At 47.1% G+C, this 12,018-nt stretch carries 13 protein-coding genes; 10 read left to right on the plus strand and 3 right to left on the minus strand.

Translation table 11 applies throughout. From position 1 onward, the window contains the following. The first annotated feature begins 59 nt into the window (after positions 1–59). The 5 genes from ABJ225_RS02995 to ABJ225_RS03015 all read left to right on the plus strand — a co-directional run bounded on the left by ABJ225_RS02995 (position 60) and on the right by ABJ225_RS03015 (position 5,002). Positions 60–863, plus strand: coding sequence for a TIGR00282 family metallophosphoesterase (locus tag ABJ225_RS02995; protein ID WP_218245912.1), 804 nt, complete (start codon positions 60–62; stop codon positions 861–863). A 133-nt stretch (positions 864–996) separates the two neighbouring features. After that, positions 997–1,257: a stage V sporulation protein SpoVS gene (gene spoVS, locus ABJ225_RS03000; RefSeq protein WP_034760060.1), complete on the plus strand. Its 261-nt coding sequence runs from the start codon at positions 997–999 to the stop codon at positions 1,255–1,257. A gap of 81 nt (positions 1,258–1,338) precedes the next feature. Beyond that, complete coding sequence (locus ABJ225_RS03005; RefSeq protein WP_347318337.1) at positions 1,339–2,268, plus strand: dipeptidase; 930 nt, start codon at positions 1,339–1,341, stop codon at positions 2,266–2,268. 129 nt (positions 2,269–2,397) lie between these two features. Continuing rightward, entirely contained in the window at positions 2,398–4,149 is a 1,752-nt protein-coding gene (locus tag ABJ225_RS03010; RefSeq protein WP_347318339.1) for a 2-oxoacid:acceptor oxidoreductase subunit alpha, read from the plus strand. Further along, positions 4,136–5,002: a 2-oxoacid:ferredoxin oxidoreductase subunit beta gene (locus ABJ225_RS03015; RefSeq protein WP_218245914.1), complete on the plus strand. Its 867-nt coding sequence runs from the start codon at positions 4,136–4,138 to the stop codon at positions 5,000–5,002. Before ABJ225_RS03010 ends, ABJ225_RS03015 begins: the two co-directional genes overlap by 14 nt. 68 nt (positions 5,003–5,070) lie before the next feature. On the opposite strand, the gene ABJ225_RS03020 is transcribed toward ABJ225_RS03015, so the two are convergent. Then, positions 5,071–5,586, minus strand: coding sequence for a hypothetical protein (locus ABJ225_RS03020; protein ID WP_347318341.1), 516 nt, complete (start codon positions 5,584–5,586; stop codon positions 5,071–5,073). A 468-nt stretch (positions 5,587–6,054) separates the two neighbouring features. Between ABJ225_RS03020 and ABJ225_RS03025 the strand changes: the two genes are divergently transcribed. The 5 genes from ABJ225_RS03025 to ABJ225_RS03045 all read left to right on the plus strand — a co-directional run bounded on the left by ABJ225_RS03025 (position 6,055) and on the right by ABJ225_RS03045 (position 9,772). Further along, complete coding sequence (locus tag ABJ225_RS03025; protein ID WP_142245911.1) at positions 6,055–7,236, plus strand: BMQ_0737 family morphogenetic spore coat protein; 1,182 nt, start codon at positions 6,055–6,057, stop codon at positions 7,234–7,236. Between the two features lie 99 nt (positions 7,237–7,335). After that, entirely contained in the window at positions 7,336–8,388 is a 1,053-nt protein-coding gene (locus ABJ225_RS03030) for a hypothetical protein (RefSeq protein ID WP_347318343.1), read from the plus strand. A gap of 23 nt (positions 8,389–8,411) precedes the next feature. Continuing rightward, positions 8,412–8,546 carry a hypothetical protein gene (locus tag ABJ225_RS03035; protein WP_269430405.1) on the plus strand — a complete coding sequence of 45 codons (135 nt, stop codon included), beginning with the start codon at positions 8,412–8,414 and terminating at the stop codon, positions 8,544–8,546. Then, positions 8,530–8,940 (plus strand): M67 family metallopeptidase, encoded by a 411-nt coding sequence (locus ABJ225_RS03040; RefSeq protein ID WP_197082247.1) that lies wholly within the window; start codon positions 8,530–8,532, stop codon positions 8,938–8,940. The genes ABJ225_RS03035 and ABJ225_RS03040 overlap by 17 nt, the downstream gene beginning before the upstream one ends. A 133-nt stretch (positions 8,941–9,073) precedes the next feature. Then, positions 9,074–9,772: a glycosyltransferase gene (locus ABJ225_RS03045; RefSeq protein ID WP_056537033.1), complete on the plus strand. Its 699-nt coding sequence runs from the start codon at positions 9,074–9,076 to the stop codon at positions 9,770–9,772. Positions 9,773–9,922: 150 nt separating this feature from the next. Here ABJ225_RS03045 and ABJ225_RS03050 read toward each other — a convergent pair whose 3' ends face one another. Together ABJ225_RS03050 and ABJ225_RS03055 are read right to left on the minus strand one after the other, a co-directional pair. Next, positions 9,923–10,828 carry an NAD-dependent epimerase/dehydratase family protein gene (locus ABJ225_RS03050; protein ID WP_347318346.1) on the minus strand — a complete coding sequence of 302 codons (906 nt, stop codon included), beginning with the start codon at positions 10,826–10,828 and terminating at the stop codon, positions 9,923–9,925. A gap of 76 nt (positions 10,829–10,904) precedes the next feature. Beyond that, a complete protein-coding gene (locus ABJ225_RS03055; RefSeq protein ID WP_347318348.1) occupies positions 10,905–11,972 on the minus strand; it encodes a glycosyltransferase family 4 protein in 1,068 nt (355 codons plus the stop codon). Positions 11,973–12,018 lie beyond the last annotated feature (46 nt).

Genomic DNA, 12,018 nt, shown 5'->3' on the forward strand with positions numbered 1-12,018 from the left:
TTCAAATGCTTCCGGATGTGATACAATAACGTAATGAAGCAAACAGAAGGGATTTTTTTATGAAATTATTATTTGTAGGAGATGTCGTAGGCTCAATGGGCCGGGAAATGATCTCTGAATATTTACCTAAATTGAAGAAAAAACATCTTCCGGATTTTACGATTGTAAACGGGGAGAATGCAGCCTCAGGCCGGGGAATCACGGAAAAGATATACAAGCAGTTCATTCAAGATGGAGCCAACATGGTGACCCTTGGGAACCATGCATGGGATAACAGAGATGTTTTTGACTTCATCGACGGAGCAAAGCAGATTGTTCGACCTGCGAATTTCCCTGAGGGTACACCTGGGCAAGGATTGGTATTTGCCCAAGTACACGGCAAGGAAGTTGCGGTGATCAATGCACAGGGTAGGACATTCATGCCCCCACTCGATGATCCTTTTGCTGTTCTCGACGACTTGGTGACCGAAGCAAGGAAACGGACGCCGATCGTTTTCGTTGATTTTCATGCCGAAGCAACAAGTGAAAAACAGGCGGTGGGCTGGTTCCTCGATGGCAGGGTATCTGCTGTCATCGGAACACACACCCATGTGCAGACAGCAGACAACCGGATATTGCCGAACGGGACGGCATTCATGTGTGATGTCGGCATGACGGGTCCCTATGATGAAGTACTCGGAATGAACAAAGACTCGGTGATCAAACGATTCCAGACGAGTCTTCCTGTGCGCTTCGAAGTACCTAAGACCGGTAGGAAAACCCTGAGTGCCTGCTTGATCGATATTGATCAAAAAACCGGAAAGGCATCGAAGATTGAACGCATCCTCATCAATCAAGATCATCCGTTCATGACTGAATACTAAAATTCACTCCTTTTTCATCCATACCGGAATGATTTGTCCATTTCCTGAATATAGTAGCAGTGGAATTGTTTATACCAAGTTTGTTCTTTACCACAAGCATACGGTATAGGGGAAATGACAAGGAGGAAAAGGAATGGAAATATTAAAAGTTTCAGCAAAATCTAATCCTAATTCTGTAGCAGGTGCACTTGCCGGTGTTCTTCGTGAGAGAGGGGGAGCTGAAATCCAGGCAATCGGTGCCGGTGCACTGAACCAAGCTGTAAAGGCCGTTGCCATCGCCCGCGGATTTGTGGCTCCGAGTGGTTTAGATTTGATCTGTATTCCGGCATTCACAGATATCCTGATCGACGGAGAAGAACGAACCGCGATCAAGTTGATTGTAGAACCAAGATAAAGAACGTCAAGGGCTGTCCGCCAAGGTGGACAGCCCTTATTTCGTTGATTACGATAGATATAATTACTGGGAGGTGCTTGTATGATCATCGATACACATTGTGACGTACTAATGAAACTGTACATGGGTCCGGGTCGACATTTATTCAATACAAAAAATGGATTGATGATCACCTACCCACAGCTGAAGCAGCAAAACAGTCGGGTGCAGCTCTTCGCCATATTTGTACCCACACATCTGAAGCCTGGCGAACGGTTTCAGGCTGCCCTGACGATGGTCAATCTCTTTCACCGTCAAGTGATCGCTCCTAATGAGAAGATGGTGATGGTACGGTCAAGGAAGGACGTACTCGCTTTGCAAGAAGGTGAAATCGGTGCCATGCTGTCTCTGGAAGGCATTGAAGCAATCGAAGAGGATATGGAGAAATTGGAGATTCTCTATCGCCTGGGGGTGGCGTCAGTCGGTCTGACCTGGAACTGGGCCAATGCCGCAGCAGACGGGGCTCTTGAACCGAGGGGGGCGGGCCTGACGAAGTTCGGGATGGAGATCATCACGTTCCTCAATGGTCATGGGATGTGGACGGACATGTCACATCTCAGTGAAAAAGCATTTTGGGATGCACTGCCTGTTGCCGAACATCCTATCGCTTCCCATTCGAACGCCTATACGATTTGTCAAAACCCACGAAATTTAAAGAATGAGCAAATAGAGGGGCTGATTGCAAAGGACGGGTTCATCGGCATCACCTTCGTCCCTCCATTCTTGAATACGGCGAAAGAGGCCTCCATGAATGACGTGATCCGCCATGTCGATCATGTGTGCAGTCTAGGCGGCGAGGACCATATCGGTTTTGGCTCTGATTTTGACGGGATCGATCAAACAGTGAGCGGGTTAAGCAGCTTTTCTGATTATGGCTCGCTGATCGGTATGCTTCTTCGTTATTTTTCAGAAGCTCAAGTGCGAAAATTCATTGGTGGAAATGCGCTGAAAAGGCTTCCTGAAATCGTGTAATCCACAGTGGAATGGTGCGAATTGCAGGTAGTGATTTTTAGGTAAAAGTGATACACTGTTTAAGTGAGTAAGGTATAGGGGGAGACCGTTTTCCCATTTAATAGTTTGCTATGGAAGGGATTGAATGGAATGAAGCATCAGCTTTCCTGGAAGGTCGGCGGACAACAAGGAGAAGGGATCGAGAGTACAGGAGAAATCTTCTCCATGGCTTTGAACCGCCTCGGTTATTATTTATATGGATATCGTCATTTCTCCTCTAGGATCAAGGGAGGACATACGAATAACAAGATTCGCGTCTCAACCACGCAGGTAAGGGCGATTGCCGATGATCTTGATATTCTCGTTGCATTCGATCAAGAGACGATCGATGTGAACTATAAGGAATTACATAATGAAGGCATCATCATTGCCGATGCGAAATTCAACCCGATCAAACCTGAGGATACAGCCGCAGAACTATATGTGGTTCCTTTCACGGAGCTTGCCACAGAGCTTGGGACTTCCCTGATGAAGAATATGGTTGCGGTCGGCTCCACTTGCGCAGTGATGAACCTGGACCCATCTGTATTCAAAGAAGTGGTCGTTGAAATCTTCGGTCGTAAAGGGGATGCCGTGGTCGACAAGAATATGGAGGCGATCAGGCAGGGGTTTGAGAAGATGAATGCCGATCTAGGTGACAAAGCCGGTTCCCTTCAGTTGGAAGCGGCAGATGGGAATAAGCGTATGTTCATGATTGGGAATGACGCCATTGCTCTCGGTGCCCTTGCAGGAGGAGTGCGCTTAATGGCTGCTTACCCCATCACGCCGGCCTCGGAGATCATGGAGTATCTGATCAAGAAGTTGCCACTCGTTGGCGGGACGGTGATTCAGACCGAGGATGAGATTGCTGCGGCGACGATGGCAATCGGTGCCAACTATGGCGGAATCCGATCATTCACGGCATCTGCAGGACCTGGCCTTTCACTCATGATGGAGGCTATCGGATTATCCGGCATGACCGAACAGCCTCTAGTCGTGGTGGATACGCAAAGGGGAGGACCGTCCACCGGACTTCCTACAAAGCAGGAACAATCCGATCTGATGGCGATGATTTACGGGACGCACGGCGAAATTCCTAAAATCGTCCTCGCTCCAAGTACGGTGCAGGAAGCGTTTTATGATACGGTTGAAGCCTTCAATCTCGCCGAGGAGTATCAGTGCCCTGTCATCATCCTTTCCGACCTGCAGCTTTCATTAGGTAAACAGACCGTGGAGCCGCTTGATTATTCAAAAGTGGAGATCAGGAGGGGGAAGCTTGCGGACGAAGAGCTGGATGAACTTGAGCCGAAGCACTACTTCAAGCGCTATGAAGTGACCGGAGATGGCGTGTCTCCAAGGGTAATTCCAGGAATGAAAAACGGCATTCACCATGTTACCGGGGTGGAGCATGACGAAACGGGGAAACCGTCGGAATCGCCGGTGAACAGGCAGGCACAGATGGATAAGAGGATGCGCAAGCTGAATGATATCCGCTTTGACACACCGGTTCATATTCAGGCACGACATGAGGAGCCCGATCTCCTCCTCGTGGGATTCAATTCCACCAGGGGAGCGATCGAAGAAGCCATGGTGCGTTTGGAGAAAGAGGGGATCTCAGTCAACCATGCCCATATCCGCCTCATTCACCCTTTCCCTACGGAAGCCATACAGCCTCAGCTTGCAGTCGCGAAAAAAGTGGTTGTCATCGAGAATAATGCTACCGGACAGCTGGCGAATATCTTGAAGATGAATGCAGGATACGGCCAAAAGGTCGTCAATATGACCAAATATGACGGGACACCTTTCCTCCCGCATGAAATACATGAAAGATGTAAGGAGCTGAAGCAAAATGGCAACATTTAAAGATTTCAGGAATAATGTCAAGCCGAACTGGTGTCCCGGATGCGGTGACTTCTCTGTCCAGGCCGCCATACAGCGTGCTTCTGCGAATGTAGGACTGGATCCGGAACAGCTGGCCGTCGTTTCAGGTATCGGTTGTTCCGGCAGGATTTCCGGCTATATCAATTCATTCGGTTTCCACGGGATCCATGGTCGTTCCCTGCCTATAGCTCAGGGGCTGAAAATGGCAAATAGGGAGTTGACGGTAATTGCATCCGGAGGTGATGGCGATGGTTTTGCCATCGGGCTCGGTCATACGATCCATGCAATCCGGAGAAACGTCAACATTACGTATATCGTCATGGATAACCAAATATACGGATTGACTAAAGGACAGACTTCCCCAAGGTCTTCTACCGGTTTTAAAACAAAATCCACTCCTCAAGGGAGCATCGAACCTGCTCTTGCACCGATGGAGATGGCTTTGACCGCCGGTGCCACATTTGTCGCACAAAGCTTTTCTTCTGACCTGAAGGAACTGACTGCACTGATTGAAGCCGGGTTGAACCATGAAGGGTTTTCTCTGATCAACGTATTCAGTCCATGTGTGACCTATAATAAGATCAATACGTACGACTGGTTCAAGGAAAACCTCACCAAGCTTTCCGATGTGGAAGGATATGATCCTTCAAATAAGGAAGAAGCCATGAGCCTCCTAATGGAGAAACAGGGACTCGTGACGGGCCTCATCTATCAGAACAGCCATCAACCTTCCTATCAGGAATTGATCCCCGACTACTCGGAAGAACCATTGAGTTCTCATGATATTCGTCTCGAAGAAGCTACGTTCGATCAATTGGTGAAGGAATTTATGTAAAAGAAACCGGGCTCTCTACGGAAGAGTCCGGTTTCTTTATGTGCACAGAACGGAACATCCGGCTCTGCTCATCGCTGACCACGCTGCATGCTTCTCATGTAGCCCGCTTTTAGAACCAGGAATCTTTGCTTCAAGCGTTCCAGTGTCTCGGCTACTTCGTTTTGTCTTTTCTTTTCCTCGTTTATAGAGGTGATCAACTTCCTGATCTCTTCATTCTTCTCATCAATGATCTTTGTAAACTCTCCGTGTGTTGATTCCTTGTGATGCCTTTCCTTCGCGAGTTCTGCCTCCAGTTGTAGGACTGTCTCTTTCAGCCTTTCGATCTCCGCCTTATCGTTCTTCACGATGCCTTCATTATCCCTGATAAGGAAAGAAAGGCTGTGGCGTCCGATTTCTTCCTTGGCGATTCGTTCGGTCAGCTGCCTGTTTTCTTCCTTCAGCTCCTCGACTTGGCGCTTCAGTGTCAGGATTGCCTTTCTTGATAAAGTGAACTCCAATGCCTCATATTCCTGTTTGAACCTTTGCATTTCCGATTTATAATGGATGATCAGCTGATTGAGCTGGATGGGATCGAGCCGATTCATGCGGGTCACCTCTCTTTCGCTGGTTTCTTTTACTTCTATATATATGTATAAACCGGGTCATTCGTCCATCCAATGAATAAAGCTGAGTAAACTTCCCAGCGTTTACTCGGCTTTCTTTCTGTATTTTTATCCGCACACGAATATTCATTCTAAGCGTAAACGTTTGATCATTCTTATTTAATCTCATCATCTCTTTGAATGATGCGACCATTGTTATTCCCGATGCGGGCGCATGTATGGAATCCATTCATAAGAGGTTGTTCTTCACCTTCCTTTTACATCCTATGCACGTCCAACGCAAAATTGTTGGATAGGTGTCAGGGGGGACTGCGCCTTTTTTTACATGCTGAAAATCAAGCCGTTTATATTTTTTTGGGGAATCTAGGTGTTTTCTCTATACCGATTCGCGATGCCCCCATAGGATGTAGTGTTAAATAAATATTCATGTAGACGAAAGGAAGGATTTGTTTGAATAAGCGTAAACAACTTAGGGGTTCCCAGACTCCTACGCCAACACCATCACCATCTCCAATTCCATTGGATCCAAATGATCTGGCTCCAGAATGTATTCGTGTCGACAAAGTGTATGATTGGGTGTTTTATGCCAATCGATACGAAAACAAAAACTTCATCCCTGATGAAGACTGCCGTGCAGCCGTCAGTGCAGCACTAGCGGCCGGTCAACGTGTGGAAGTACAGACAGCTCCGGTAGATCCTGCTAGCGTCAGTGTGACTGGTACCATCCTTGAAAATGGTAACCCTGGCCGCGTCCTGATCGTATGGACAGTTCCAGTAGAAGTCACCATCCTTATCGCAGGTGTACCAGCTTGTACGTTCACAGTCCGCACTCAATTCACTGATGAAATCATGCTTTGTGTGCCGACTGGCATCACGAATGCCAACCTGAACATCCGTGCAACGCAAGTCATCGCCTCTTCCGGTGGCGTCCTTATGGGACCAGATCCATTCGGACCGATGATTCCGCTTCGTGTTGTCCTTTGTAAAGATGTTCAAGTGGAATTCCCTGTGAAGTTGGAAGTACTGGCTAAGTTCTGCTTCCCACGTCCAAATAACATTCCAGTACCAGAAGAGCAACTTCAGTGTGACCTGAGCCTTCTTGAGTTCCCACGTCAATGCCCTGGCTTGTTCCCGGTTGCCAACTGTGAGTGTCAAGGTACAGCTCTTGCAAGAAATGAAGATACCGAAGCCACATTCGGTACCGGAGCAGCGGCAGAACTTGTTACAGGTCTATCCACTCTCAGAGCGGAAATCTGTCAAGAATGTTCCCTTGGGGACAGCACATGGTCTTACTCCTTTGTTGATACTGAGGTCGGACCGACTCCTGCACCGACTGCAACTGGATTCCAACCGGACTTCAGCTTCAGCTTCAACCCGTCTTCCATCGACCGCGTAACTTGCGGAACAGATGCATTGACTGCAGTTGGAGAAGGGATCCGCTACTTCGATGGCGCCCCTGAGCAATTGTTCTACGAACTTCAAATCTTCACTGGCCTGCTTGGACCGATTGCAGAAGGCTTCCGCCTGATCCTTCGTAACACAGCCAATGCCGTTATCTTCGACAGTGGAGTTGTAGAAGCCCTCGTTGAATTCAGCGAGTGTCAAACATTCAATGACCTATTGAACGGCTAATGATTAGGGAGAGAGGGGAAACTCTCCCTCCTTTTTTTAACATGGAAAGAATCTGTACATATGATGAAGGAAAGAGATTGATGGGGGTGTTTGCGGGTGGTGGATAAAGGTGAAGCATTGAAGGCACTCGATGATATTCGGGTCATATCGGAAGAAGTGGAATCGTTGTTCGGGGAATTGGCAGAACGCGGTCCAGGCCGCATGGAGAAGGCAAGGATGCCGGAGGAAGCAGGTGGCCACCGTGTCGTTGAATCCCTACAGGCTCAATTGAGAGAATGGAAGACCCGGGAAAGGGAGCAAGGTGAAGTAATTCTTACCCTGAAAAGAAAAATGGAGCAGCTAAAGGAAACGATTCATCAGGAAAGAGTGAAAGGAGGAAGGCCATCGCCCCCTTCAGTGGAAGTCATCATGATCGAGACCAAGGGACCCGAAATGCTGAAAGCAGTGAAGGAGAGGGTGGTTAAACTCGTATGTGAAACTCCATCCAGTGATGTTGTCAGGATTGACTGCGGTGGTATCCTCATGGGGTTGGAGACGAATAGAAAGATGGTGGAGCTGTTTTATCAACAGCTGAAATCTCATTCGGAAAGGTGGAGATATACAATGTGGCATTTTTTATCCGGTAAGGAGCACGCAGAAATGAATGCTGAGATCTTAAAGAGGCTGGAGGAAATCGATGGGCAGCTTCGAGAATATTCAGCAAAGTTCACAGAAGTGAAGGGTGCGATAGCCGAGCAGCAAAGCATAAACGAATCCGCTCAAAATCATCTCACCGAAGTGAAGAAGATCCAAGAAGAAATCAATAAAATTGAAACCTATTATGAGGAAGAAATCCAAAGCCTCAAGCAACAGATCGACCACTTCAAGGAGCGGGAAGGGGAGCTGGAAAGGGAAATCACCCTTCTGCATGATCAGCAACAAAGGGCTCCTAAACAAAGTGCAAGGGAGCTTGAATTGGAATCTGAGATTGAAGCTTTAAAAAGTAGAATCAAACAACAATCAAACAAAAAAAATGATCTGTATAACCAGATGAAATCCCAGAAAAAAGCGGAAGTCCCGCAGGTGAACCCGGAATTTGATGAGTATGGAAACATTCCCCTCCCCTCCGATTCCAAGAAGACGATGTTCAATCCGCAAAAGTACTTCCGATGACCCATGGAAGGGGGTGAACCACCATGATGAAAAAAGATCAAAACCAAATTTACAGACAGAAAAAAAGCATACCCATCGGCATCAAAAAAGAACAAATGGAAAAAATCGCAGCAGAGCGCACCAAGTTCAAGTTTAAAGGGTGTGGGTGCAACGCGTAAAGAGTCAGTCTTTCTTTCAAAGAATCTCTATAGCAGGTTGATCCTGGAGGCGAAATCTTCCATGCCGAATGAAGCATGCGGTCTCTTATCAGGAAGCGGATCCAAATGCACAAGGGTATGGCCTATGAGAAATACTGAACCGTCCCCGTTTTCCTTTGCCATTGATGAAGGGGAAAAGGAACGTGCGGTCAGGGAAATGCATGAACGCAATGAGGCATTTATCGGATTATACCATTCTCATCCGAATGGACTGCCTGTCCCTTCTCAAGATGATATTGATCATGCACCAGATGTATTCTACTTCATCATTTCCGTTGGAGGAGCGGAAGAAGGGATCCGCTGCTATAGAATCCGTGGAAGGCAGGTCATGCATTTGACCATCATTGTGGAATAAGAGTGCATCGGCACTCTTATTCCCATTTGTCTTTTAATTGAAAGGGTAGATTACGAGAGACGGTGAAACGCACAAGCGGGTTTACTACTGAATGCATATAGTATAGGGAGACAAGCAGGAAAGAGGTGATTATGTGAAAGTCTCAATCATCATCCCATTTTACAATTGTCCATATGTCGATCAGGCGATACGAAGTGCCATCCATCAAACCTATCCTGATATTGAAGTCATTGTAGTGGACGATGGTTCTACCAAGTTCACCGAGAAGATCGACCCTTACAGACACCGAATCAAATACATCCGGAAATCGAACGGAGGAACTGCTTCGGCACTTAATGAAGGATTGCGGCATGCAACAGGTCATTACTTCGCCTGGCTGAGCTCCGATGATCAATTTGTTGCCGATAAAGTACAAAAGCAAGTGACGTTTATGCAGAGGAATGGATCAAGACTCTCCTATACGGCATTTAAAACGGTTGATTCAAACAATACGATTATTAGCGAAATACGTTCTGCCCCTATGAGGCATGGGACATTCAAGCAGCGGCTGCTTCAAGGGTGCCCGGTGAATGGGTGTACGGTCATGGCAGAAATTTCCCTTATGAAGCAAGCAGGCTGGTTTGATGAAGGATATAAATTTGCACAGGATTATGAAATGTGGTGCCGACTCAGTTTGTTTACGCCCATGCATTACTTTGATGAATCCCTCGTGTTATACCGTGTGCACCCGGGGATGGGAACGGCCCGTTTTGCAGGCGGGATAGCAAACGAAGCACAACAGATTCAACAAACGTACAGCAAACTCTTTCAATCTCCCAGACGGAAAAAATAGAAAGAGGCTGGGACAAACATATTTTAGTCATAGTAAAACCCGAACTCCTTTTATCAGGCAAAGGAGTTCGGTTTTTTTCATTTCTGTTATGACTATTAAGAAATACTTGTTCCTAGTGGGTAGTTGAAGTGGATGATCTCTGTCATTCCATTAACGACAGACCGTTTCGGAAATGCCCATGTCCATGTTGAATCGGGGAGTCCAGCTGAGGACCCGGCTGATTAAAGCAGGATCCAGACAGCTGTGTTTAATATCCCCCGGCCGATCCTGACCGTGGATATAGTGAATGGATTTCCCTGTGGTAGTCTCAAGGATCTTGATAACGTCGAGAAGTGATGTGGGGATACCGGTCCCTACTACAAACGTTCCCACATCCGGTGCCTTACCAGCCGCCATGTTGGCAGAAACGATGTCTTGCACATATACATAGTCCCTTGTCTGCAATCCGTCTCCATTCACCTTTAACGATTCTCCTTTAGAGAGTTTGTCGCTAAAGACGGCGATGACACCGCCTTCCCCTTTTGCCGTCTGTCTAGGACCATAAACATTTCCGTATCTCAAAATGGTGTAAGGGATAGAAAAGAGGTCGTGATAGAGGGTGATATATCGTTCAGCTGCTAGCTTGGAGAGGCCATAATATGAAAGGGGAGAAGGAGGCACATCCTCGGTGAGCACAGACTCGGATGAATTTCCGTATACAGCAGAAGTGGAAGAAAAGACAAATTTCTTCAGGGACAAATTCCTGCACGCTTCCAAGATATTGATTGTGCCTCCCACATTCACCAACATATCCATGTGCGGATCATTCAATGACCGGTTCACATCTGCCTGGGCTGCAAGGTGATAGATAACATCCGGTTTAATGGAAGTGATGAGTTCCCTTGCTTCTTGAGATCTTATATCCAACTGATGAAACGAAGCGGAAGCAGGCAGATGCTTTACTTTTCCGCTGCTCAGATCATCGATGATATGAACGTCCAAGCCCTCTTTGATCAAATTGTCTGCCAGATGAGAGCCGATGAAACCCGCTCCACCGGTTACAATAGCTTTTTCCATAGTATTCACCTCTGTTTTTAATACCCTATGCAAAAAAGATGATTCGGGGTGAACAGCACGCCCATGTAAGGGTGTTTTAGATGCCTAAAGTTTTGAGCATGCCGTAGAAGTGAATTCTATAAGCTTCGTGCCCAAACTGCGATTTGAGGTGGAGAAGGGCATTTTCGATGATGTACGAACGCAGCTGTCCATCATCCATCAGCTGCACCGCCTGCTCGACTGCTGTCTGGACGTTCCCGATTGAATAATATTTTCCCGTTTGGTTATGGAGCACGGCGCTTCTGATCCCGTCTGAATCTGATGTGAGGACGGGACATCTGCAACTCATCGCTTCCAAAGGGGAATAAGGGGCTCCTTCGACCTTGGACGTGCAGCACAGGAATCCTCCGGAATCACCAATCCTCGAGAAATAATGAGGCATCTGGGAATGGGGGACATTCTGAAGGAGGTGAAGGTGGTCATCAAGTTTTAAAATCGATTTCAGCGTGTTGAAATCCTGACGTTCTTTTGGTGTGGATAGACTTGGATCTTCGAACATATATAGCTGGACTCCAGGCTTCCTTTTGATCATCTCGTGCCCGATGTGCAGGAATTCCCTCCAGTTTTTATTATCCTCGAGCCTGCCGATCCATGCGATGATCGGGGATGGGTGCTTCGGGAGCGCCCTGTAGGCAAAGGCATCCGCATCAAAGCAGTTATTGAATCCGAATGTTGGGGTACCAGGGAAAAACTCATTGAATATAGCTCCGATATGCGGTGTTTTCGGATAGAGCAACCCATCGCAGAATTGATTGACATAGGGAATGGCATTTTTCATTTCAGCCCGTGCTGTTGCCTGGGGACCATATCCTTGTATCTCCAATAGAATCTTCCCCTTGTAACCAAGTTTCCGGAATCTTTCCATGCCTCTGTAGTCGGATGTTATGATGATGGCATCGTACCGGCCTTTTTTTAGGATCCTCTGGATGTCTGCATCCTGATCAGCGATATACACATTGCTTTCTTCGTGGTTCAATAGATCCCTTTTCTTGCTGTAGTAGAGAAAGTCGCTCTGGATCCCTGCACAACGCAAAGCGGCAGCCCTCTGTCGATTCAGCGTTTCTACACCGCCACTTGGGACATAGAAGACAAATAATACATTCAAGATGATATCCTCCTTTAACCGAATGGACTTGTAGGTCCTTATTATC

The sequence above is a fragment of the Rossellomorea sp. RS05 genome (assembly GCF_039822645.1).
Taxonomy (GTDB): Bacteria; Bacillota; Bacilli; order Bacillales; family Bacillaceae_B; genus Rossellomorea; species Rossellomorea marisflavi_B.